Genomic DNA, 24410 nt, shown 5'->3' on the forward strand with positions numbered 1-24410 from the left:
CCCATAGCAAAATCAAATGATTTAGTGTCGCCGCAAACGCCTCGTAACCCTTGCGACGGGATTTCATGGGCGTGATCCGGTCTATTCGCCGCTCACCGTCTGCCCCTCGGTATATTCGGATTGTCCCATTGGTTGATCCGAGCGCTCTCGAGGGCGACATCGAGCATCGCCTCAAACGCGCCCGCTCGACCCCGGTCACGAACGCGCTGGCCGTCATCAGCGTTGGCGCGTCGAACACAATGTCGCCCTTAGGGCTTGACCATAGGACCTCGACTTGCCAGCCGTTCGCGCTGGCACCGCCGCCGCGCTAGACCGAGCCGACCACCAGCGGACGTTCACGATCAGGCGCTCATCGCCCTGCCCTTCGATCTGCCAAGCCATCGTGATGTTCACCGTGATCTCTTTAGGTCGATATCGCTGCATCCAAGAACACCAGCTTCTCCCCGAGCAGGAGCGTGTCCATCCGCCGATTTGCGATCTGCGCGATCAGCGGCATCATGCAGGCCGCTCCCGGGAGCATAAAATCGTGCGGCTCGACCATGATGCAGGGGCAGGTTTTTAGGGTATCGGAGGACGGAACGCATGCCTCACGCTCAGCCCCCTCGATGTCCATCTTCAGGATCAGCGTCTTCGAATTCGGCATCAGCTCGCGGACACCATCGACCGTGAACGAGGGAACCGCGTTTGCGCTCGCTCTGGTGACGCTGTGAGACCACGATTGATCCTCGCCGCTCCTGATGCTGACACCTTTTTCGTCGAGCCAGAGCGCGCCCTGCACCACCTTGATGCGTGGGTGCTGCGCGCAATTGCGTTCGAGCATAGCGAAGGTTTGGGGGTGAGGCTCCAGCGCGATCACCAGCGCCTCGGGATATTGCTCGGCGAAATAGAGGCTGCTGTAGCCGACGTTCGCCCCGGCATCGATGATGATAGGCGTGACCCCTTCCGACCGCCATGACCTTGCGAGTTCCCGCAATGGTTCGGTGCGATCTCCAATGTCGTATTCCTTGTGCCCGTGGGTTTGCGCCACCACGAACAGATCGCTATCGCTCGGCCGTAGTATTGCCGAGCGCCCATCAAGATTAATCGTGCGCTCAACGTCTCGCTTCAAGGCCCAGTCCACCAAGATCAACGCGGCGGACTTCCAACCAACTGCCTTCAATAGTCCTGAGAACTGCGAAAATTTTGACACCTGAGCCGCTCCTTAAAATGGTAACGTCTCATAATTGGCCGTGCTAATATGATGTTGGTGGGCGGTGACGGGATCGAACCGCCGACCCGCTGCGTGTAAAGCAGCCGCTCTCCCGCTGAGCTAACCGCCCACTCAATCAACGGCCCTTCGGGGCCGCTCTTGTTGCGCCCAGTTTCATGGGCGGCTTCATGGGCATAAGCATTCGCTGATTAAAGCGAGCCCTATAAAAATGGGCACTTCTTCGTTGAGAGCACATCGGTCTAAACGAGATGCTCTAACCAGCTGAGCCAGCCGCCCTTACCCTGTCTGTTTAGCCCCGCCCTGCCCTCCGGCGCAAGCTGGGCCGGACTGAATAAAAAGCGGCGCCCCGGCCGGGGACGCCGCTTTCGCTAGATCTGGACCCGGTTCAGTGGGCCGTCAGGCCACCGGCCGCTTCGTCCGCGGCGTCCTGCTTGACCGGCACCTTGGTGTCCTCTTCCCAGACGATCGGCACCGGGGCACGGACGAGCGCCTTGGCGACGACATCATCGAGCCGGGCAACCGGCACGATCTCCATGCCGCCCTTGATCGCATCGGAAATCTCCGTGAGATCCTTGGCGTTGTCCTCGGGGATCAGCACAGTCTTGATGCCGCCGCGGGCAGCCGCGAGCAGCTTTTCCTTCAGACCGCCGATCGGCAGCACGCGACCACGCAGCGTGATCTCGCCGGTCATCGCGACATCGTGTCGGACCGGAATGCCGGTCATGACCGAGATGATCGCGGTTGCCATTGCGACACCCGCCGACGGCCCGTCCTTCGGGGTTGCGCCCTCCGGCACGTGGACGTGGATGTCACGCTTATCGAACAGCGGCGGCTCGACGCCGTAGTTGATCGCCCGCGAGCGGACATAGGACGCCGCCGCCGAGATCGACTCCTTCATCACGTCGCGCAGGTTGCCCGTGACCGTCATCTTGCCCTTGCCGGGCATCATGACGCCTTCGATCGTCAGCAGCTCGCCGCCGACATCGGTCCAGGCCAGACCCGTGACGATACCGACCTGCGGCTCGCTCTCGATCTCGCCGAAACGGTACTTCGGCACGCCGAGGAAGTCTTCGAGAGTCTTCTCGGTGACCTTGACCGACTTCTTTTTGGAGATCATCAGCTCCTTCACCGCCTTGCGGGCGAGTGTGGAGAGCTCACGCTCCAGGTTGCGCACGCCCGCTTCGCGGGTGTAGCGGCGGATCATCAAGAGCAAGGCATCGTCGTCGATCGACCATTCCTTGGAATCGAGGCCATGCTTGGAGATGGCGTTCGGGATCAGGTGCTTGCGCGCGATCTCGACCTTCTCGTTCTCGGTATAGCCGGCGATCCGGATGATCTCCATGCGGTCCATCAGCGGCCCGGGAATATTGAGCGTATTCGCGGTCGTGATGAACATGACGTTCGACAGGTCGTAGTCGACCTCCAGATAATGGTCGTTGAAGGTCGAGTTCTGCTCGGGGTCGAGGACCTCGAGCAGTGCCGACGACGGATCGCCGCGGAAATCGGCGCCCATCTTGTCGATCTCGTCCAACAGGAACAGCGGGTTCGACGTCTTCGCCTTGCGCATCGACTGGATGATCTTGCCGGGCATCGAGCCAATGTAGGTGCGGCGGTGACCGCGGATTTCCGCTTCATCCCGTACGCCGCCGAGCGAGACGCGCACGAACTCACGGCCCGTGGCCTTCGCGATCGACTTGCCGAGCGAGGTCTTGCCGACGCCCGGAGGCCCAACGAGGCATAGGATCGGTCCGGTCAGCTTGTTGGCGCGCGATTGCACCGCGAGATACTCGACGATGCGGTCCTTGACCTTCTCGAGCCCGTAGTGGTCGGAGTCCAGCACGGCCTGCGCCTGCTCGAGGTCCTTCTTGACCTTGGACTTCTTGTTCCACGGGATCGACAGCAGCCAGTCGAGATAGTTGCGCACGACGGTGGCTTCCGCTGACATCGGCGACATCTGGCGCAGCTTCTTCAACTCGTGCTGCGCCTTCTCCCGCGCTTCCTTGGAAAGCTTGGTCTTGGCAATCTTCTCTTCCAGATCGGCCAACTCATCGCGACCTTCGTCGTCGCCGAGCTCCTTCTGGATCGCCTTCATCTGCTCGTTCAGGTAATACTCGCGCTGGGTCTTCTCCATCTGGCGCTTTACGCGCGAGCGGATGCGCTTTTCGACCTGCAACACCGAGATCTCGCTCTCCATCAGGCCCAGCACCTTCTCCAGGCGCTGCGTGACGGACAACGTCTCCAGGATGCCCTGACGATCGGCGATCTTGACCGCGAGATGCTGGGCGACCTGATCGCTGAGCTTGGCGAAGTCAGTGATCGCTTGAACCACGCCGACGACTTCGGCGGAGATCTTCTTGTTCAGCTTCACATAGCTTTCGAAGTCGGACACGACCGAGCGCGCCAGGGCCTCGGCTTCAACCGAGTTGGCGTCGGTGTCGGCGAGCGCGACGGCGCTTGCTTCATAATATTCGCTGCGATCGCTGTACTTCTCCACGCGCGCACGCTCGAGCCCTTCGACCAGCACCTTCACGGTGCCGTCGGGGAGCTTCAGGAGCTGCAGCACGCTGGCAAGCGTACCGACCTCGTAGATGGAATCCGGGCTCGGATCGTCGTCGGACGCGTTCTTCTGCGTCGCGAGCAGGATCAGCGCATCGTTCTTCATCACCTCTTCGAGGGCGCGGATCGATTTCTCGCGGCCGACGAACAGCGGCACGATCATGTGCGGAAATACGACGATGTCGCGGAGCGGCAGCACCGGATACGAATGGCTTTCGCCGAGAACGATGGTTGGCCGGGTTTTTGGGGTCGTCATGGCCTATTCCTTCTGTTTTGCCCCCTTGCACGCAGTCCGCCTAGCTTGCGCAACCGCCACAAGGTGCCGGGAGTTCCGGGTCGCTCGGCCGCCTTCGCGGCCGTCTCTCACCGGATGATTTTGCGACGAATCTCGAACGTGATTTCCGCCACCATGGGCATTAGGTGGCTATCGGGTATGGGGGTGTCAAGTCACGGAAAATGACTGCAAATTGCGGGTGAAACGCGCGGAAATACATACAACAAACCAGCCGCCGGGACGCCCGGCAGCCGCGTTGTTCAGTTTATCCAGAGCAAGCCTCGGCGAGCGCCGTCAGGCGCTGGCGCTGCTCTCGACGGCCCGGTCCGAACGGTCCGCATAGATGTAGAGCGGACGGGCGGTTCCCTCGACGACTTCGCGCGAGATCACGACCTCTTCGACGCCTTCCAGACCCGGCAGATCGAACATGGTCTCGAGCAGGATGCTTTCGAGAATCGAACGCAGGCCCCGCGCGCCGGTCTTGCGCTCGATCGCCTTGCGGGCGACCGCGCCAAGCGCCTCGTCGGCGAAGGTGAGTTCGATGTTCTCCATTTCGAACAGCCGCTGGTATTGCTTCACCAGCGCGTTCTTCGGATCGGTCAGGATCTTCTTCAGCGAGGTCTCGTCGAGATCCTCCAGCGTCGCGACCACCGGCAGGCGGCCGACGAATTCGGGGATTAGGCCGTACTTCAGCAAGTCTTCCGGCTCGACGTGGCGGAAGATCTCGCCGGTGCGGCGGTCTTCGGGCGCCAGCACCTGGGCAGCGAAACCGATCGAGGTCGAACGTCCGCGCGCGGAGATGATCTTCTCAAGGCCGGAGAAGGCGCCGCCGCAGATGAACAGGATATTGGTGGTGTCGACCTGCAGGAACTCCTGCTGCGGATGCTTGCGGCCGCCCTGCGGCGGCACGGAGGCAACCGTGCCTTCCATGATCTTCAACAGCGCCTGCTGCACGCCCTCGCCCGACACGTCGCGGGTGATCGACGGGTTATCGGACTTGCGGCTGATCTTGTCGATCTCGTCGATATAGACGATGCCGCGCTGCGCGCGCTCGACATTGTAGTCGGCCGACTGCAACAGCTTCAGGATGATGTTCTCGACGTCCTCGCCGACATAGCCGGCTTCGGTCAGCGTCGTCGCATCCGCCATCGTGAACGGCACGTCGAGAATGCGCGCCAGCGTCTGCGCCAGCAGCGTCTTGCCCGAACCGGTCGGACCGATCAGCAGGATGTTCGACTTCGCGAGTTCGACGTCGTTGTGCTTGGTCTGGTGATTGAGCCGCTTGTAGTGATTGTGGACGGCTACCGAGAGCACCTTCTTGGCATGGCCCTGGCCGATCACGTAATCGTCCAGCACCTTGCAGATTTCCTTCGGCGTCGGGATGCCGTCGCGCGACTTCACCAGCGAGGACTTGTTCTCCTCACGGATGATGTCCATGCAGAGTTCGACGCATTCGTCGCAGATGAATACCGTGGGACCCGCGATGAGTTTGCGGACTTCGTGCTGGCTCTTTCCACAGAACGAGCAATACAGCGTGTTCTTGGAGTCGCTCGTGCCAACCTTACTCATTCCTGTCTCCGTCCGCCGTTCGATCCGTTACCCGATCGACCCATTCCGGTACTTGCACCGGACCTGAAGGTAGATAGAGCAAATTCCGTACCAGAAAAGACCCTAACTCAATTACACACCGTGCGAATCACGGCTACTCGATCCCCCGCGATCTTAACGCATCCCACACAGCCAACCATGCTGGCACCCGACTATCAAGAATTCGCTAATCGGGGCCGAAATGGCTATCCGTGACAATACCGTGATTTGTGGCGTTCGCACGGGGAGAAGTTGACGAAATCGGCCCAGCGTTGCGGTATTGCCACGCCGCAAAACCGGCACGAAAGCGGAACTTTCGGCCCATGCGGGGGCATAGGCGCGGCATTCGGCCATAATTACCGATTCAACCAACCGTTAACGTCAACGCGGGGTGTCGCTATCCGTTACCTTACGCGGTTTTCGTCATCGCCACTTCTTCGGGGCGTTTGTCGATAACCTTGTCGACGATCCCGAAGTCGCGGGCCATCTCGGCCGTCAGGAATTTATCGCGTTCCAGCGCGTCCTCGATCGCCTTGTAGGTCTGGCCGGTATGCTTCACGTAGATTTCGTTGAGGCGCTTCTTGAGATTGAGGATCTCCTGCGCGTGCAGCATGATGTCGGTGGCTTGGCCCTGGAAGCCGCCCGAAGGCTGATGCACCATGATGCGCGAGTTCGGCAGCGAGAAGCGCATGTCCTTTTCGCCGGCGGCGAGCAACAGTGAGCCCATCGAGGCCGCCTGCCCCGTGCACAGTGTAGAAACGGCGGGGCGGATGAACTGCATGGTGTCGTAGATCGCAAGGCCCGATGTCACCACGCCGCCGGGCGAGTTGATGTACATCGAGATTTCCTTCTTCGGATTGTCCGCTTCCAGGAACAGAAGCTGGGCGACAACCAGCGTCGACATGCCATCTTCGACCGGACCGGTCACGAAGATGATGCGCTCCTTCAGAAGCCGCGAGAAAATGTCGTAGGCGCGTTCGCCGCGGTTGGTCTGCTCGACCACCATCGGAACGAGGTTCATGTAGGTTTCAACGGGATCGCGCATTAGTCACCCCAAGGGTTCGTAGAGGGTTAAGGTAGAGAACAAGCAGGGCGAACATCCATCAGCATGGCAGTCATGATTGCCGCGCGCGGACGAACGTCCCGTGATGCAGGACTTCAACTCAGAACTCGCGTAGGCGAGCCGCTCACAGATATGAGCCAATTTTCTGGCGACAAGGCCGGAACAATCGCGAGCCGAATGAGAGAAGTTCAAACTGATTCGCAGCCCGTCTCATAGCGACGGGTGCCGTCACCACGCCGCTATCGCCGTTCATCATTAATGCCGGCCTGACCAGATCGATCAGGCTGCGCTCTTCTCGTCGGCCTCGTCGTCCTTGAACAGGTCCTCGCGCGAAACCTTCTTTTCGCTCACGTTGGCGAGTTCGAGGATGAAATCGACCACCTTATCCTCATAAATCGGCGCACGAAGCTGGGCCAGCGCATTGGCATTGTTGCGATAGTAGTCCCAGACTTCCTTCTCGCGGCCGGGCATCGAACGTGCCCGCTCGATCACGGCGCGGCTGACTTCGTCGTCGGTCACGGTGATCTTGTTCTTCTCGCCGATCTCCGACAGCACGAGGCCGAGCCGGACGCGGCGGTCGGCGATCTTCCTGTACTCTTCCTTCGCCGCCTCCTCGGTGGTGTTCTCGTCGGCAAAGGTCTTGCCGGAAGATTCCATCTCGGCCTTGATCGAGTTCCACATCAGGTTGAACTCTTCCTCGATCAGCGATGGCGGCGCCTCGAATTTGTGGCTGTCGTCCAGACGGTCGAGCAGCGCCCGCTTGACGCGCTGGCGCGTGGCACCCGCGAACTCGGCAACCAGCCGCTCGCGCGCGGCCTCCTTCAGCTTGTCCAGCGATTCCAGGCCGAGCGTTTTTGCAAACTCGTCGTTGATCTCAGTCTCGCCTGGCGCTTCGATCAGGGTTGCAGTGGTCTCGAACTCGGCCGGCTGGCCGGCGAGCTTCTCGCTGGCGTAGTTCTTCGGGAACGATACTTTCAGCGTGCGGGTTTCACCGGCCCCGACGCCGACGAGCTGTTCCTCAAACCCCGGAATGAACTGTCCGGCGCCGATCACGACCTGGATCCCTTCGCCGGTGCCGCCGTCGAACGGCGTACCGTCGATCGTGCCCTTGAAGTTGATGGTGACGCGATCGCCGGTTTCAGCCTTTGCGCCCTCGGCCTTCGCCGCATAGGGACGGTTCTGGTCGGCGATGCGCTTGATGGCTTCATCGACCTCCGCATCGGTCACTTCCACCACCGGCTTCTCCACCGAGAAGGTCTTGAAATCGGCGAGCTGAATCGTCGGCACCACCTCGATCGCGACCGTGTAGGTCAGGTCGGACTTGCCGGCGAGCAATTCCTCGACCTCTTTCTGCTCGGTCGGCAACGTGATCTTGGGTTCGGTCGCGAGGCGGAAACCGCGGTCGGTGAAGATCTGCGTGTTGGTGTCGCGGATGGTCTGGTCGATGGTCTCGGCCATCACCGAGCGGCCATACACCTTCTTCAGATGGCTGACCGGCACCTTGCCGGGGCGGAAGCCATTGAGCTTCACCTTGTCCTTGAGGTCCACCAGCTTGGCATCCGCCTTGGCATCGAGATCCGATGCGGGGACGCTAACCTTGAACTCGTGCTTCAATCCCTCGGCGAGGGTTTCGGTGACCTGCATGGTGTCAATCTTCTTCCGCTTGCGCCGGGCCAAACGGCCGCGGCAGTGTCTAATTTTGTTCGACGCGCGAGCCTTGCAGCCCTGCGCCGGTGGTTCGGCTGGCCGTGGCGCCCCATACGGGGAAGCGGGCCCTCCAGTATTCGTATGCAAACGCTGGATAGAGCGCTTGGTGCGGGCGGAGGGACTCGAACCCCCACAACTTTCGTCACTGGAACCTAAATCCAGCGCGTCTACCAGTTCCGCCACGCCCGCGTGAAAAGCATCCATACCCGGCCGCGATGCCGCGGGCGGCGGGCTTATAACATGAGCCTACACCTCCGCAGCAAAAAAATGGCCCTTTTTGACAGCCCCGGGGCAAGGCGTCACAGCTAGCACAGACACATGAGAAAATGGTCCGCATCGGTCCGATGGCAAGCCCCAAATCAGAGCTAGATCGGCGCGCCCTGACAGCCGGGCTGGGTGCCGCCGCGCTCGTCCCGATATGGCCGGTTTCCGGCGCCGCCCAAGGGCGTCCCACGTTGACGTTACAGGCCAAGCCGGGGACCCTCGCGCTCCAGCCGGGCGGCACGGCCGCACCGGTCTGGTCGCTGCACGGGCCCGACCTCACCTTCAAGCGGGGAGACACGGCCGAGATCGCCTTTGCCAATGAGCTGCCGGTGCCCGTCGTGCTCAACTGGCGGGGCATGGACGGCATTCCGGCTCACTCCCCCCTGATGACGCGCGCGCCGCTCGCAAGCGGTGGCAAGGCCACGCTGCAGCTTCCCTTGCGTCACGCCGGAACCCTCCTCTGCGACTCCGGGCTGCTTGGCGATGCACAGGCACAACCAGTTCGGGCACGGCCGTTGATCGTTCGCGAAACCGAGCCGGTCGCTATCGACCGCGACGAGGTTCTCCTGATCGAGGACTGGCGGGCAAGGCCCGATGGAACAGTGATCGCCCCGGGAATCGATCCGAAGAACACCCTGCCCGTCCATACGATTAATGGCCAGAATTCGATTGATCTCTCAGCCCGGGTCAACGAACGAATCAGGCTCCGGGTCATCAGCGGCTGCCAACGCTCTGTTGTTGCTATCAAACTAGAAGGGCTCGACGTTTGGGTGATGGCCATCGACGGCCAGCCATCGGAGCCGTTCCAGGCCCGCAACGGCGCGCTGGTACTGGCGCCGGGCGGGCGGGTCGACACCTTCATCGATGTAACCATGCCGGCAGGCACTACCAGCGCGATCCTGCTGCACGACGGCAAGGAAGCCCGCCCGATCGGCAAGCTCGTCGTCTCAAGCGAACCGCCGGTCCGCGCGGCCCCCCTGCCGCCCGCCCCGCCGCTCCCATCCAACGGCCTGCCCGAACGGATCGAACTAAAGAGCGCTACTCGGATCGACTTGCCGCTCGGCGGACCGCCGGGCGACTGGATAAGGCCGGCGAGCTTCAGCGCCAACGCCCCGCCCGCCTTCCGCGCCAGGAAGGGGCGCACCGCGGTGCTGGCGCTCACGAACCGCGCCGCCACAGCGACCGTCTTTCACCTCTACGGCCATCATTTCCGCCTGCTCGACCGGCTCGACGACGGCTGGAAGCCGTTCTGGCTGGACGGGCTGGCGATCGAGCCAGGCCAGACCCAGCGCATCGCCTTCGTTGCTGAACATCCCGGAAGCTATTTGATCGAATCTGTCGCGACCGATTGGGCGGCACCGCGGCTGGTGCGGTGGTACGCTGTCGAGTGAGGAGCAAGCCATGAGCAAACCCGTTGCCGCCATCCGCGGCGTCAAGGCGCGCGCGCTCGTCGTGCCGCTCGCACGCCCCGTGAAGAACGCCTTCGGCGTGATCGATGTCGGACCGCTGGTTCTGATGGATGTCGAGACCGATCAGGGCGTTACCGGCCACGCCTACATTTTCGCCTACAGCAAGTTGACGCTGAAGCCGCTAGTGCACCTGATCGAGGAGATCGGGCGCGAGTTGGTTGGCAAGCCGGTGGCCCCATTCGATCTGATGAAGATAATGGATGCAAAATTCCGCCTGCTCGGCTGGCAGGGCCTCGTCGGCATGGCGGTGTCCGGCCTCGACATGGCCTATTGGGATGCGCTCGGCCAAGTGGCCGGCAAGCCCGTGGTTGAACTGCTCGGCGGCTCGCCAAAACCAATCAGGGCCTATGACAGCTATGGCGTGGTCGATCCGGTGACCGACGAAAGAGCGCTGCGCCATTCGCTCGAACAGGGTTTTCGCGGCATCAAGATCAAGGGCGGCGATGGCGATGCCGCCAATGACGAACGCGTGGTCAAGGCCGTACGCGCCCTCATCGGCCCTGACATCGCGCTGATGATCGACTTCAACCAGTCGCTCGATCCCGCTGAAGCCGCGCGCCGTATCGCCCGCCTCGCGCCGTACGACTTGCACTGGATCGAAGAACCGGTGCCGCAAGAAAATCTATCAGGACACGCGAAGGTGCGCGAGACTTCGCCGACGCCGATTCAGGCCGGCGAGAACTGGTGGTTCCCACGCGGTTTTTCCGAAGCGATCGCAGCCGGCGCCAGCGACTTCATCATGCCCGACCTGATGAAATGCGGCGGCGTCACCGGCTGGCTGCGGGTCGCAAGCCAAGCCGAAGCCGCCAACATCCCGGCGTCGAGCCACCTGTTTGCGGAGGCCAGCGCCCATATGCTGGCGGTAACGCCGACCGCGCACTGGCTGGAATTCTTGGACTTCGCCAGCGTCATCCTCGCCACGCCAGCCGAGATCGTCGACGGCACGGTGACCGCGCGAGGGCCCGGGCTTGGACTGGAGTGGGATGAGAGCGCCGTGTCGAAATATCTGGTGACGTAGCCGGCAATCAAACGTGAGCATGTAGGATGGGTGGAGCGCAGAGATACCCGTCAACTCCTACCGCCGCGAAAAACAATGGGTATCGCTTTTCGCTCCACCCATCCTACGCAACTAATACTCGATCCCGAGTTCGTCATAGAGCCGGCGGAACACCGCGGGCAGCACTTCCGGTAAGTCCTCCGCGATCAGGCCCGGCCCCGCCTCGCCCGCGGCTTCGCCATGCATCCAGACGCCGATGGTGGCGGCCTCGAAGGCGGCCACGCCTTGCGCCAACATCCCTGCGATCATCCCCGCCAGCACGTCGCCGGCCCCCGCCGTCGCGAGCCAGGGCGGCGCGTTTGAGGCGATGGTGGCGCGGCCGTCGGGCGAGGCCACAACCGTGTCCGGCCCCTTCAGCAGCACCACCGCGCCGGAGCGCTGGGCGGCGTCGCGCACCCGCTCCAGCTTGGAGCGGCCGGGGTGCTTGTTGCTGATGTCGCTGAACAGGCGCGGAAACTCGCCTTCGTGCGGGGTCAGCACGACCTGGCCGTCCTCGCTCGCCCTGATCTGCTCAAACAGCCGCTCCGGCGCTTCGGCAAAACTCGTCAGCGCGTCGGCGTCGAGCACGAGGCCGCGTTTCGTCGAAAGCGCGGTGTGAACGAGATCGCGCGTGCGCGCGCCGATACCGGCGCCTGGCCCGACCACGACGGAGCTGAGCCGTTTGTCACCAAGCATCTCGGCGAATTCGACTGCGGTATCGACGGGACGGACCATAACCGCCGTCAGCGCCGCGGCATTGACGGCCAGTGCGTCGCGCGGCGAGGCCACCGTGACGAGGCCGGCCCCTGCCCGCAGCGCGCCACGCGCCGCCAGCCGTGCCGCGCCGGTCGCCGCCAGTTCGCCCGACAGCACGGCGGCGTGGCCGCGGGCATATTTGTGGCCGTCGATCGCAGGCACTGGGAATGATTTTCGCCAGCTTTGCGGATCGTTCTCAAAAGTCTGCGGCCGGATCTCCTCGAGCACGCTGGCATCGATGCCAATGTCGGCGATGCGGACCCGGCCGCAATGCTTCCGTCCGGGCATCAACAGATGCGCCGGCTTGCGGCGGAAGAAGGTCACGGTTTCGACAGCGTTGATCGCAGCGCCCATCACCGCACCCGACGTCCCGTTGATCCCGCTCGGCAGGTCGACAGCGAGCACCGGCGCGCCGTTGGCATTGATCGCCTCGATCATCTCGAGCGGATCGGCCTTGACCGGGCGGTTGAGCCCCGCGCCGAACAACGCATCGATGATCAAGGCCGGCTTGCCGATCGCCTGCGGGTTGAACGGCAGCACGGGATATTTCCAGCCGCGCGCGGCGAGCGCGGCATCGCCCTGCAGGCTGTCGCGCTCGCACAGCAGGATGACGGAAACCTCGCGCCCGCGGGCGGCGAGCTCGGCGGCCGCCACGAAACCGTCGCCGCCATTGTTGCCGCGGCCGGCGACCACGACGATCGACCCCTCCTCGACCAGGTCCATCGCCGCCTCCGCCACGGCCTGGCCCGCGCTCATCATCAGCGCGAAGCCCGGCGTTCCGCCGGCAATCGTCAGCCGGTCGGCGCGCTCCATCTCAGCCGTGGTCAAAACTTCCATGCCGAATCCTCGATCCATCCGCCTTTTCTGAAGGCATACCCCAGTCGCGCCCGTGGCCCGCCTCGCCTCGTCTGCACACGAAATGACCGATTTGCCTATTTTGTAAGCTTCGCTATCATGCGGACCGCCGGTGGACCTCTTTCACTTGCCTGTTAAAAGTCTGATAACGTTCCGAAATCAGCCGCATTAACAACTTGGCATAGACCCTGCTTTTGAGGAAGCCGGTTAGCAAACCGAGCTCAGGATCGTCGCACTCGGCGGCAATTATGAGCAGTTCCGGCTTTGCCGGATGCAAGGATCAAACCAAGCGGCGCCAGGTAAGTTCACCGGGCTGCGACATCGAAATTATCTGCACTCTGCAATTTGGAAATGCCCGGGAGGCGCTCAGTGAAGAAGATTGAAGCCATCATCAAGCCATTCAAGCTCGACGAGGTGAAAGAGGCGCTTCAGGAAGTCGGACTGCAGGGTATCACGGTCACCGAAGCCAAAGGTTTCGGACGGCAGAAGGGACACGCCGAACTCTATCGCGGTGCGGAATACATCGTCGACTTCCTGCCCAAGGTGAAAATCGAGATCGTGATTTCGGACGAGTTGGTCGAGAAGGCGATCGACGCGATCCGCCGCGCCGCGCAGACCGGGCGCATCGGGGACGGCAAAATCTTCGTCTCCAATATCGAGGAAGCGATCCGGATCAGAACCGGAGAATCCGGGCTGGACGCTATCTGAGCCGGGTGCTATCCGAAAGTTTGCGACTGAAAAACAAGAAAAGGGCTGCTTCCGCGGCCTGATTTCGTTCGCGATGCCTCCACCGATCGTCTGCGAATGTCGCGTTCTGGAAACCGTCCGTAGCCAAAAGGGGTATTCATGAAGACCGCCAAAGACGTCCTGAAATCGATCAAGGACAACGACGTAAAATACGTCGACCTGCGCTTCACCGATCCGCGCGGCAAGTGGCAGCACGTGACTTTCGACGTCAGCATGATCGAAGAGGATACCTTCGCCGAAGGCCAGATGTTCGACGGCTCCTCGATCGCCGGCTGGAAGGCGATCAACGAATCCGACATGAACCTGATGCCCGACCCGGCAACAGCTACGATCGACCCGTTCTTCGCCGAGACCACCATGGTCATCGTCTGCGACGTGCTGGAGCCGACCACCGGCGAGGCCTACAACCGCGACCCCCGCGGCATCGCCAAGAAGGCCGAGGCCATGGTCAAGTCGATGGGCGTTGGCGATACCGTGTTCTTCGGTCCCGAGGCCGAGTTCTTCGTATTCGACGACGTGCGCTACCAGACCACACCTTACAACACCGGGTTCAAACTCGACTCCTCGGAGTTGCCGATCAATTCGGACACCGAATACGAGGGCGGCAATCTGGGCCACCGCATCCGCACCAAGGCCGGCTACTTCCCCGTGCCGCCGCAGGACTCGGTGCAGGATATGCGCTCGGAAATGCTCGGCGCCATGGCCAAGATGGGCGTCAAGGTAGAGAAGCATCACCACGAAGTCGCTTCCGCCCAGCACGAACTCGGGATGAAGTTCGACACCATGACGCTGATGGCCGACCAGATGCAGATCTACAAATACTGCATCCACCAGGTCGCTCATATCTACGGCAAGACCGCCACCTTCATGCCGAAGCCGGTCTACGGCGATAACGGTTCGGGCATGCACTGCCACCAGTCGATCTGGAAGGACGGCAAGCCGGTGTTTGCCGGCAACAAATACGCCGATCTCTCGGAGACCTGCCTCTACTACATTGGCGGCATCATCAAGCACGCGAGAGCGATCAACGCCTTCACCAACCCGTCGACCAACTCCTACAAACGCCTGGTCCCGGGCTATGAAGCCCCCGTGCTGCTCGCCTACTCCGCGCGCAACCGCTCGGCCTCCTGCCGCATTCCCTATACGGCGAACCCGAAGGCCAAGCGCGTCGAGGTCCGTTTCCCCGACCCGATGGCCAACCCCTATCTCGGCTTCGCGGCGATGCTGATGGCCGGCCTCGACGGCATCAAGAACAAGATCGATCCGGGCCCGGCGATGGACAAGGACCTCTACGATCTGCCGAAGGAAGAGCTGAAGCAGATCCCAACGGTGTGCGGCAGCTTGCGCGAGGCGCTGGAAAACCTCGACAAGGACCGCGCCTTCCTCAAGAACGGCGGCGTGTTCGACGACGACTTCATCGACAGCTTCATCGAGCTCAAGATGACCGAAGTCGAGCGTTTCGAAATGACCCCGCACCCGGTCGAGTTTGAGATGTATTATTCGCAGTGATGCCGCGCGGCGCTCGCGCCGCCAGTGTCACCGTCCAACAATACGAAAGGCGCTCCTTGTGGGGCGCCTTTTGTTTTTGCGAAGGAAAGTCAGGCGTTTGGCCGCCTGGTTCTTGTACCGATACGGCCAACTGCCGCCGCGAATTCCGCTCATATGCCGCAAGCGCTGTAAGGCCGTTTGGGAGCAGGAACCTCGCAATATCGCTGCGCGTTGAGGTGGTCCATCAGAATGCATCGAAGGAGGACGCCCGTGAACAAAGCAACCCTGAATAGAACAATGTTGAATAGTCTCGCAACCACATGCGTCGCCCTGGCGCTCGCCCTCGCCGCGGCTCCGGCCACGGCGCAGGACACCGGGCGAACGAGGGTCGGCACGCTCACCTGCAACATAGCGCCCGGCGTGGGCCTTGTTGTCGGGGGGCAGCGGCAACTGAGCTGTATCTATGCGTCAGCGAGAGGCAGGGCGCGCGAGGCCTATGAGGGCACCGTCAGCACGCTTGGCCTCGACATCGGCGCCACGACCGGCGGCCAGTTGTCCTGGGCGGTTTTTGCGCCGACCAGGCTGCCCCGGGCGGCACTGGCGGGAACCTATACGGGTGCGACCGCTGGCGGCACGGTCGGCGCCGGAGCGAGTGCCAACGTCCTGGTTGGAGGCCCGGACCGCAGGGTCATCATGCAGCCGGTGTCCGTGCAGGCGCAGACGGGCGTGAACATTGCGGCAGGCGTATCCACAATGGAGCTGCGGCCGGCCGCCGCGCCCGCACGGCGCAGGGCCCAGTGACGACATCATCGCTGGTGAACTAGTGGAAACCTCGACAAGCACCTTCCTCAAGCACGGCAGCGTATTCGACGATGTCTTCATCGCAGCTTCATCGAGCTCAAGATGACCGAAGTCGAGCGCTTCGAAATGACCCGCACCCGGTCGAGTTCGAGATGTATGATCTGCCGTAAGTGTCGGCGGGTAACCGCCGGCATCACGGCCCGAGAAATGCAAAAGGCGCTCCGAAGGGAGCGCCTTTGTTATGTAAGACCGGTTAACTAACCCACGCTCCGGATTGAACTCATGTGCCTCCATTGCGCGCACACGCTTCCCGTTGGGCGAAACCCTTGACCAGTTTTCGACATGCCCGATAGCGATCTTCCATAGACGGGCCAGCCATCTTGCCCCGTCGCGGATCGCCTTGTAGTGCAACTTTCGGACCGGGGCGTTTCGGCTTGACCGTGCGCTCTGATGTCGTGGATCGCCGCTCTGATAGCTCCTGTTTCTGTACAGAGCCATTTTGCGAAGACAGCCGCCATAGCGGGCTAAGCTTGATAGTGGCCGTTTTCGAGTGACCGTCCTGCGGACTCGGGTTGACCGAATGAAGAGTCATCGTCGAACCCGACACCTTGGCGTCCATCGGCACGTCGCCGCTTTTGAATTCCAGTTTGCCGTTGTTGATCTTCGCGGCAAAGTTGACGTAGCCAGCGGGCGATTCTTTCTGCCAGGAAAGCTTTTTGGGTGGCCCCCAAAGATAGTACCCAAGAGCAACGCCGTCTGAAGTAACCTCTGTAACTATCAACATCGCATGACGGCCAGTTCCCCCGCCGAATCCAATTTTGGATGCCCATATCCCCACGAACTGGAGATAAATATCTTGAACGTCGCTTTTCGTTTCCCCGATAGCAAAGGGCGGCATCTTCGCTCTGCGCCCATCGCGGCGACTCGCTGCGCGTCTTCTGGCGAAAACCGGTTGCGTTCAAGATTGTCGCGCGAATTGATTTTTTCCTTCGTAACTTCTTGCAGGATAGGAAGCTTTGCGACGGCCGTAGGACGAGCAGGGTGGGTCTCCACTGTCGCTAATGGCTTGAGATAAATCGCTTCCTTGGAAAGAGAGCCATATACGAAGGGTTGCTGCTCTCGGTTTGTGGCCGCCATGACCTCGTCGCGCACGTTCCGGAACAAGAACGATATTTCAAGACCCGGAGTTTCGATATTGCGAAGCAGAGCTGCCGTGAATGGGCTGTTTCGACCGTCGCCATCGCTCGCTGTTGTGCCGTCCCGAGCAGCATATGCAATCAGCACGTTGTCGGAGGGTTCTGTCGGAGCCAACCCGCGAGCCACTGCCCGTGTGTTGAGCGAGCGCTTCATCTTTGCAGCAAAGGGATTATTACGACATGCATCAAGAATCACGAGACCCAGTTGCCGCGCCTTTGAAACCTGGAGACTGATCGAGCGCAGGCTGACAGCTTCGCTCTCAATGTCGGCGTCGCTGCGCAGCTCAGCATTGATCGGGATCAGCCAATTTTCGCCACCCACCTCCATGCCGTGTCCGGCATAGAATACGACGGCCATTTCGGCCCCTTCCGCAGCGCGGCCGAAATCGACAATGGCCTTACGCATTTCGTGCGCGCTGGCGTTTTTTGTCTGCATGACCTTGAAACCCAATCGCTCAAGTGCACGGCCAATGTCCGCTGCATCACGAGGCGGATTAGGTAGTTCTGGTACCTTTTCATAGGAGCCGTTGCCGATGACGAGCGCGATCCGATTCTCAGCAGATGCAGGCTGAATGAGAAGCCAAATTGAAGTGGCGACGAGGGCGGTTATTCGAACGGTTCGCATCGGTACGGTCCTAACCAACATTACGTCCGAAACTATCATCCGCGTGACCTGCGACAACAGAAAAACCAGAATTGCACACGCGAACCCACGGTTTGATGCGAACCTCCGGATTACGTGCCGAAACTGACAGCCCAATGAGCGAAAGCGTCACTCAGGACCACGTCGAGAATGCCAACATATCGCGGAGCCCGTCATCGGTCGCATTCGCACGACCCGTCGGCTAATACGGGCTGCATATTACGTGCGGAATAACAAGCGCAAGCAAACATAGCTCGGCTGAGCGAAGGTGAGATCCGGAGTTGAATTGAAGGGAGCCTCACATATCGCTGCGCTCGTGCGGGCTGCTTGCTGCTTACTGATTTGCCTCGCATGCAAGCGCGATCTCTTACCGCGGCCCGCGACAAATCAACCTAAAGGGCAAATCAATTCTGATTTTCCGAAATCGTGTCAAGACCAGGAACCAAAAAGAATCAAAAATATTTCGCTTAACGCGAGAGGCAAATCAGTCGCATAACTCCGCCCGTCTCACCCGATGGAGGGGCGGCTCGCGATCGTCACGAACGTGTGGTGAGATGCGGTGGACGCTAATGGCGCGCTAGACGTACGCGCCGGAAGCGTACGGCGAAGTCGTGTGGTCCTGATGTCGCGGTGCTGGCATTAAGTTGCGCAGATTTCATTTTGCGCAGCGACGGTGGCAAAAGAGCCGTTCACCGGGGAGAGCTCGAAGTAAGCCGTAAAGCCATTGCGCAGGGAAGGCCGGGATGCTCCCGCTGTACCTGTATGCTCGTGTGCGCGTTCTTAGTGCGCAATTGCACACGAGACCGCGGGTGCAGCAAGCACCCGGTCTTCCCTGCGCCCTCTGAACAAGAGGGCGGGAAGTTGATGGCAAAGCTCGGACAGTTCATGTCGCGAGATCGCGAAATCATACTCAGTCGTCGTCACCCGCGACTTGTCCGCCGAAGCTCATCAAGCGAAGGCAGGTGACCCAGTATTCTAGAGGCGTCCATGATTGAACCGAGAAGCCGCGGCGTACTGGATCCCCGCCTGCGCGGGAACGACGACAGTGTGTTGCGTCGCTACCTCCCCGTCATTGCGAGCCAACGGGGTCGCGTGAATGCGCGCCCGATGACAGGCTCCGCGAAGCAATCCACTCTTTCTTTGTGTGGTGAAATGGATTGCTTCGCTTCGCTCGCAATGACGGCGCGGCGTTACTCCTTCGCCTTCACAAAGGCTTATGCCGCGCGCGTGTGCGCTTTGAGCGCGGCCCCGAACGCCTCGAACAGCTTGCGATTGATCGGATTGCGCTGCGGGTCGTACTCGGCGTGCCACTGCACACCGAGCGCAAACGCTGGCGCGTCCGCGATCCGGATCGCTTCGATGGTGCCGTCCTCGGCAATACCTTCGATGACGACGCGCTTCCCCGGTTCAAGGATGCCTTGCCCGTGCAGCGAGTTCACCCGGATGGTTTCGCAGCCGAGCAGGTTTGCGAAGGTGCCGCCCGGCGTGAGGTGGACGTCGTGGCGGTCGGCAAAGACCACTGTCGGGTCGGGATGGATTTCGCCATTTTCCAGCCTCGGCATGCGGTGGTTCATGCGGCCGGGAATTTCGCGGATTTCCGGATGCAGCGAGCCGCCGAAGGCGACGTTCATTTCCTGCAGGCCGCGGCAAATGCCGAAAATGGGAACGCCGCGGGCAATGCAGGCCTCGGTCAGCGCCAGCGCGACGTCGTCGCGGTGGATGTCGTAGGGCTCGTGCTTCTCATGCGGCTCGGTCTTGAAGCGCGTCGGATGGACATTGGCCCGCGCCCCGGTCAGCACGATACCATCGACAACGTCGAGAAGCGCGCCGATGTCGGTAATCTCGGGCGACCCGGCAAACATCAGCGGCAGTGCACCCGCAACATCGGTGACCGCGCGCAAATTGCGCTCTCCGACCATCTGGGTCTGGAAACGATTTTCGACGCGATAGGCGTTCCCGATCACACCGACCACGGGCCGTCTCATCGCACGTTTTCCGCTGTCATCGTCCTGTGCAAGGATATTCTGGGTTGGGCCATGATTGCAGAAGATAATGCCTGCGAGGCGGCAGCGGATCAATATCCGGCAGCGGTCTGCGGGCCTGCCCTGCTATTTTCGCGTGAAAGCCTCCCGGGCGTCGATTCCGTCGACCCCGGGCAAACCGGCCGCCCGGAGCGCCGCAGCAGCCGAATTGCCGGCATCACCCAGCCACGGCAGTTTCGCCTGAATTCCACGCGTAACCGGCTCGCCCAGCGCGCCGCCGAAATCGAGCGGCCAATATCCGTTCGGCACCACTTCGGCCGATATCGGCTGAAGGCGATAGCCCTTGCCGAGCACGGCCTCGGCATCGTCGGGCGGCACCACCTTCGCGCTTCCCGGCACGGTCGGATCGGCAAAAGTGACGAGCACCGGGATCAGCGCATCCTTTACCGGCACCACGCCAGTCAGCCGGCTCATCTCGTTGAACGAGACCCGCTTGCCGGCCGCCGCCCCATAGGCGCGCAATGCCACATAATTCACGTCATCAAGCACGAGCTTGCTGTCGATATGCGCGAGCAGCGCGACGAGGTTCTTGCCCTGGCCAAGATCGACGAAAATGGCGTCGCCAACGGTCCGGGTCTGACCGCGCCGGGTGTAGCTGCGGTCGGGGTGAACCGCCACCACGCCAGATGCCGACTTGCGCCCCTCCGGCGTCTCGACCTCGACCGTCAGACGATATTTGTGGGCGGGACGGTTGATTCTGATCTGGTCGCCGATCACCAGCACTGCCAGCAGCGCAATCGGGCCGAACCATCTAGAATTCATCTCATCCTCGCCGGCGCCAAGTCGGATTCATGCACCGCTTGGCATATCGAATGCGGCAGCGTCAAACCGGCGCGCCCGCTCCCGCTTGATCCCGGCAGCGTTTTTGGCGAAAGACTGGCTGGCCAATATTCTGCGAGAAGGAATCAACGTGACAGGTCCGGCTGACAATCGCCTTCAGGCCCGCAATGATCTGGCGTGGGCGATATCGGTCGGCGGCATCGGGGTCGTGCTGTTCGCCGCGCTGCTGGTGTTCACCTGGCAGTTCGCCGCGACGCTGTTTCTGATCTTTTCCGGTATCCTGCTCGGCGTCACCCTCAACGCCATGAGCAACCTGCTTGGACGCGTGGTGCGGCTACCGCATGCGCTGCGCCTGACGATGGTCTGCCTGGTGGTCGCGGGCATGCTGTCGGGCATCGTCTTCCTCGGCGGCAGCACGATCGCCCAGCAGACGACGGCATTAAGCAGCACGCTCAAATCGCAACTCGTCAACGTCAAAGGTTTTCTGGAACGGAACGGCATCGACACCAGCTTTTTCGATTTCGGCACCCTGTCATCGACGTCGGATGATGGCGCGCCGGCGCCCGCCGCGACGTCGACGCCGCACACGCTTCCCAGCGCCGGCACCATTGCGGCCAGCGGCGGCGCCATCTTCAGCCAGAGCCTGAAACTGATTCTGGGCACCGCCAGCGCGGTCGGAAACTTCTTCATCGTGCTATTCCTGGGTATCGCCTTCGCGACCCAGCCAAGCGTCTACCGCAACGGACTACTGTTCATGGCGCCCGCAAAACATCGCGTGCGCGCGGTTGCGATCGTCGACCGGATCGGCGAGACGCTGGAGCGCTGGCTGATCGCGCAGATCATCACCATGGTCGCGGTGTTTCTGGTGACCTGGATCGGGCTGTCGATCATCGGAATCCAGAGCTCGTTCATCCTCGGCATCCAGGCAGGTCTTCTCGCCTTCATCCCGACGGTCGGCGCCATCCTCGGCGGGCTGATCGTGGTGCTGGCGAGCCTCGCGTCGGGATGGGTCGCGGGGCTCTCCGCCTTCATCCTGTTCCTCGGCGTGCACGCGCTGGAGAGCTACGTGCTGACGCCAATCATTCAGCGGCAGGCGCTGGATATTCCGCCAGCCACGCTGTTTGCATTCCAGATCCTGCTCGGCGTCGTGTTCGGCATTTGGGGGCTTGCGCTCGCGCTACCGCTGATGGCGATCGCCAAGGTCATGATCGACCATTTCAAGGCGGAAGGCGCGCCCGCCGTCATCACGACGGCGGCCTGAACGGTGTCAGTCCGCCGTGGTCAGCACCGTCTCGGTATGCTCGACCTCCGGCGGCGAAGCAAAATACGGCCCGACCAGCGCGCGCCAGGCGGTGAAGTCTTCCGAGCCGCGAAAATCGACGGTGTGGTTTTCCAGCGTCTCCCACTTCGCCACCAGCCGGTACCGCTGCGGCTTCTCGATCGACTTGTGCAGTTCAAATCCCTTGCCGCCTTTGGCGCGCAGGAACAGCGGGCGTGCCTTGGCAACGGCCGATTCAAAATCCTTCTCGGTGCCCGGCTTGACGTCGATTTGTGCGATTTCGGTGATCATTTGGATTACGCCCTCTCGTGAGAATTGGCGTGTCTAACCCAGCCGCCTTAAAAGCAAAAGGCAGATGCGTTGCTGCGATGCAGGGTAGCCTCGATGCCAGAAGCGTGAGGAAATCGCGCGCGTGACATGCTCCCGCCGCAACCCTGGTCTGGTGTAGGCTCGCGCCAAACAACGAGCGACAAGCTCACGGTCATGGGGAGAGAAATGATGAACCTCGGTCGGATCCTGTTCTCCCTCACCCTGGCTGCGGCGGCAAGTGGACTGAGCTTGATGGCGGCGCCATCACATGCGCAGCAACCAGCGGCGGTCGCCATCGACGATGACGATATCGGCGGCGTGGTGCGCGGACCGAACGGGCCGGAGGCCGGCGTCTGGGTGATCGCGGAGACCACCGAATTGCCGACGAAATTCGCCAAGATCGTCGTCACTGACGATCAGGGACGCTACGTGATCCCGGACCTGCCGCCGAACGTCAACTACGCGATCTGGGTGCGCGGCTACGGGCTGGTGGATTCGCCCAAGCTGCGGGCCAAGCCCGGCCAGCAGGTCGATCTCACGGCAGTCCCGGCGCCGAACGAGGCGGCAGCCGCCCACTACTACTCGGCGATCTATTGGTACACGATGATGAAGATCCCGCCGGCAAAGGACTTTGGCGGCTCTACCGAGATCCCGAAAGAGATCACGCAGGACATCTGGCGTCAGCGGATGAACAATGTGGACTGCATTGGTTGCCATCAGCTCGGCCAGGAATCCACCCGCACGATCCCGGCCGCGTTCGGCGAATTCAAATCGGGCGAGGAAGCCTGGATGCGCCGCGTCTCCTCAGGGCAAACAGGCGAATGGATGGTAAACCGGCTCGCCGGGCAAATGGGCGGCGTGCCGTTCAAATATTTCGGCGACTGGACCGACCGGGTCGCCAAGGGCGAACTGCCGAAAGCCAAGCCGCCGCGGCCGACCGGCATCGAGCGCAACGTCGTCATCTCGTCGTGGGAATGGGCGACCGAAAAACACTTCGTCCACGACCTGATTTCCTCGGACCGTCGTTATCCCACGGTCAACGCCTACGGCCCGCTGTACGGAGCGAACGAATACTCGTCGGACGACATGCCGATCCTCGATCCGAAGGCGCACAAGGTGACGTTCTCCAAAATGCCGGTCGCCGATCCCAATGCGCCGGAGTCGTTCGGTCCTCCGCTGCATGGCACCGCCCTCCTCAATCCGGTGAGCCCCTCCGCCTATTGGGGCGAGGAAAAGATCTGGAGCCAACGGGCCAACAATCACAACAGCATGTTGGACAAGAAGGGCCGTCTCTGGCTGGCGGCAGCGGTGCGAGGCATCGAAAATCCGGCGTACTGCCGGAAGGGGTCAGCTCATCCGTCGGCTAAGGCCTTCCCGCTCGAACGCTCGGGCCGGCAAGTGTCGGTGTTCGATCCCAAGACCCTGAAATACAGCTTCATCGATACCTGCTTCGGCACCCATCACCCGCAGTTCGGCTACGATGCCGACGATACATTATGGCTCTCGGGGACGGGCCCCGTTGCCGGCTGGATCAACACCAAGCTGTGGGATGAGACCGGCGATGCCGTCAAGTCGCAGGGCTGGGCGCCGTTCGTGCTCGACACCAACGGCAACGGCAAGGTCGACGAATATACCGAGCCAGGCAAGCCGGCAGAGGCCGGCAAGGACATGCGGATCGCGGGCTCGGGCCCCTATGCGGTGATGCCGCATCCGACCGACGGCTCGGTCTGGTACACCGTCAACGTGTTCGTCGGTCCACCCGGCTTCCTGCGCTTCGATCCCAAGACCAAGCTGTCGGAATTCTATGCCATCCCGAAGGAAGGTATCGGCGTTCGCGGCGGCGACATCGACAAGAACGGCGTGCTCTGGGGCTCGGGCTCGAACGGCAGCCTCATCCGCTTCGACCGCAGCAAATGCAAGGCGCCGCTCAATGGGCCGGATGCGACCGGCCATCACTGTTCGGAAGGCTTCTCATTCTACAAATACCCGGGACCCGGCTTCGAGGGCTTCGAGACCTCCAGCGCCGAGGCGAGCTACTACACCTGGGTCGATCACCACAACACGGTCGGCCTCGGCGAGAATATCCCGATCTCCACCGCGAATCTCAATGACGGCTTCGTCGCCTTCAAGGACGGGCAGATGGTGATGCTGCGCATTCCCTATCCGCTCGGCTTTTTCGCCAAAGGGCTCGACGGGCGCATTGACGATCCCGGCGCAGGCTGGAAAGGCCGTGGGCTCTGGAGCTCCAGCGGCGATCGTACACCTTGGTTGATGGAGGGCGGCAAGGGCTCAAAACCGCGGGCGGTGCATATTCAAGTACGCCCTGATCCGTTGGCGAAGTGAGAGTG

At 61.8% G+C, this 24410-nt stretch carries 18 protein-coding genes and 2 tRNA genes; 7 read left to right on the plus strand and 13 right to left on the minus strand.

The genetic code is table 11. From position 1 onward, the window contains the following. Nucleotides 1-403: 403 nt before the first annotated feature. The 7 genes from HCN58_RS24285 to HCN58_RS24315 form a co-directional block, all read right to left on the minus strand. A complete protein-coding gene (locus tag HCN58_RS24285; protein ID WP_171581915.1) occupies nucleotides 404-1108 on the minus strand; it encodes an FkbM family methyltransferase in 705 nt (234 codons plus the stop codon). 136 nt (nucleotides 1109-1244) lie between these two features. Further along, nucleotides 1245-1319: transfer RNA gene (locus HCN58_RS24290), tRNA-Val, on the minus strand. 276 nt (nucleotides 1320-1595) lie between these two features. Beyond that, entirely contained in the window at nucleotides 1596-4022 is a 2427-nt protein-coding gene (lon, locus tag HCN58_RS24295) for an endopeptidase La (protein ID WP_171581916.1), read from the minus strand. A gap of 312 nt (nucleotides 4023-4334) precedes the next feature. Next, nucleotides 4335-5609: an ATP-dependent Clp protease ATP-binding subunit ClpX gene (clpX, locus tag HCN58_RS24300; RefSeq protein ID WP_171581917.1), complete on the minus strand. Its 1275-nt coding sequence runs from the start codon at nucleotides 5607-5609 to the stop codon at nucleotides 4335-4337. 427 nt (nucleotides 5610-6036) lie between these two features. Next, nucleotides 6037-6672: an ATP-dependent Clp protease proteolytic subunit gene (locus HCN58_RS24305; protein WP_171581918.1), complete on the minus strand. Its 636-nt coding sequence runs from the start codon at nucleotides 6670-6672 to the stop codon at nucleotides 6037-6039. Between the two features lie 297 nt (nucleotides 6673-6969). Further along, nucleotides 6970-8334, minus strand: a complete 1365-nt coding sequence (gene tig / locus HCN58_RS24310; RefSeq protein WP_171581919.1) for a trigger factor — start codon at nucleotides 8332-8334, stop codon at nucleotides 6970-6972. A 167-nt stretch (nucleotides 8335-8501) separates the two neighbouring features. Beyond that, nucleotides 8502-8586, minus strand: a tRNA-Leu gene (locus tag HCN58_RS24315). Nucleotides 8587-8852: 266 nt separating this feature from the next. Between HCN58_RS24315 and HCN58_RS24320 the strand changes: the two genes are divergently transcribed. Both HCN58_RS24320 and HCN58_RS24325 read left to right on the plus strand, forming a co-directional pair. Next, nucleotides 8853-10052, plus strand: a complete 1200-nt coding sequence (locus HCN58_RS24320) for a multicopper oxidase family protein (protein WP_235983842.1) — start codon at nucleotides 8853-8855, stop codon at nucleotides 10050-10052. Nucleotides 10053-10062: 10 nt separating this feature from the next. After that, nucleotides 10063-11148, plus strand: coding sequence for an enolase C-terminal domain-like protein (locus tag HCN58_RS24325; RefSeq protein ID WP_171581921.1), 1086 nt, complete (start codon nucleotides 10063-10065; stop codon nucleotides 11146-11148). 111 nt (nucleotides 11149-11259) lie between these two features. Here HCN58_RS24325 and HCN58_RS24330 read toward each other — a convergent pair whose 3' ends face one another. Further along, entirely contained in the window at nucleotides 11260-12759 is a 1500-nt protein-coding gene (locus HCN58_RS24330; RefSeq protein ID WP_171581922.1) for an NAD(P)H-hydrate dehydratase, read from the minus strand. 387 nt (nucleotides 12760-13146) lie between these two features. On the opposite strand from HCN58_RS24330, the gene HCN58_RS24335 reads away from it, so the two are divergent. From HCN58_RS24335 to HCN58_RS24345, 3 genes are all read left to right on the plus strand, one after another. After that, nucleotides 13147-13485 carry a P-II family nitrogen regulator gene (locus HCN58_RS24335; protein ID WP_027537227.1) on the plus strand — a complete coding sequence of 113 codons (339 nt, stop codon included), beginning with the start codon at nucleotides 13147-13149 and terminating at the stop codon, nucleotides 13483-13485. A gap of 138 nt (nucleotides 13486-13623) precedes the next feature. After that, entirely contained in the window at nucleotides 13624-15033 is a 1410-nt protein-coding gene (gene glnA, locus HCN58_RS24340) for a type I glutamate--ammonia ligase (protein ID WP_171581923.1), read from the plus strand. A gap of 276 nt (nucleotides 15034-15309) precedes the next feature. Next, entirely contained in the window at nucleotides 15310-15813 is a 504-nt protein-coding gene (locus HCN58_RS24345; RefSeq protein ID WP_210266132.1) for a DUF992 domain-containing protein, read from the plus strand. A gap of 280 nt (nucleotides 15814-16093) precedes the next feature. On the opposite strand, the gene HCN58_RS24350 is transcribed toward HCN58_RS24345, so the two are convergent. The 4 genes from HCN58_RS24350 to HCN58_RS24365 form a co-directional block, all read right to left on the minus strand. Next, on the minus strand, nucleotides 16094-16597 hold the full coding sequence (locus HCN58_RS24350) for a hypothetical protein (protein WP_171581925.1): 504 nt from the start codon (nucleotides 16595-16597) through the stop codon (nucleotides 16094-16096). Then, complete coding sequence (locus HCN58_RS24355; protein WP_171581926.1) at nucleotides 16591-17634, minus strand: caspase family protein; 1044 nt, start codon at nucleotides 17632-17634, stop codon at nucleotides 16591-16593. The genes HCN58_RS24350 and HCN58_RS24355 overlap by 7 nt, the downstream gene beginning before the upstream one ends. Nucleotides 17635-18866: 1232 nt before the next feature. Next, on the minus strand, nucleotides 18867-19637 hold the full coding sequence (locus HCN58_RS24360; protein ID WP_171581927.1) for a gamma-glutamyl-gamma-aminobutyrate hydrolase family protein: 771 nt from the start codon (nucleotides 19635-19637) through the stop codon (nucleotides 18867-18869). Nucleotides 19638-19760: 123 nt separating this feature from the next. Next, on the minus strand, nucleotides 19761-20456 hold the full coding sequence (locus HCN58_RS24365) for a hypothetical protein (RefSeq protein ID WP_171581928.1): 696 nt from the start codon (nucleotides 20454-20456) through the stop codon (nucleotides 19761-19763). 148 nt (nucleotides 20457-20604) lie between these two features. Here HCN58_RS24365 and HCN58_RS24370 point away from each other — a divergent pair, with 148 nt between their 5' ends. Beyond that, complete coding sequence (locus HCN58_RS24370; RefSeq protein WP_171581929.1) at nucleotides 20605-21735, plus strand: AI-2E family transporter; 1131 nt, start codon at nucleotides 20605-20607, stop codon at nucleotides 21733-21735. Between the two features lie 6 nt (nucleotides 21736-21741). On the opposite strand, the gene HCN58_RS24375 is transcribed toward HCN58_RS24370, so the two are convergent. After that, nucleotides 21742-22044, minus strand: coding sequence for an antibiotic biosynthesis monooxygenase family protein (locus HCN58_RS24375; RefSeq protein WP_171581930.1), 303 nt, complete (start codon nucleotides 22042-22044; stop codon nucleotides 21742-21744). Nucleotides 22045-22251: 207 nt separating this feature from the next. Between HCN58_RS24375 and HCN58_RS24380 the strand changes: the two genes are divergently transcribed. Next, a complete protein-coding gene (locus HCN58_RS24380) occupies nucleotides 22252-24405 on the plus strand; it encodes a carboxypeptidase-like regulatory domain-containing protein (RefSeq protein ID WP_171581931.1) in 2154 nt (717 codons plus the stop codon). Nucleotides 24406-24410 lie beyond the last annotated feature (5 nt).

Source organism: Bradyrhizobium australiense (assembly GCF_013114825.1).
Lineage (GTDB): Bacteria > Pseudomonadota > Alphaproteobacteria > Rhizobiales > Xanthobacteraceae > Bradyrhizobium > Bradyrhizobium australiense.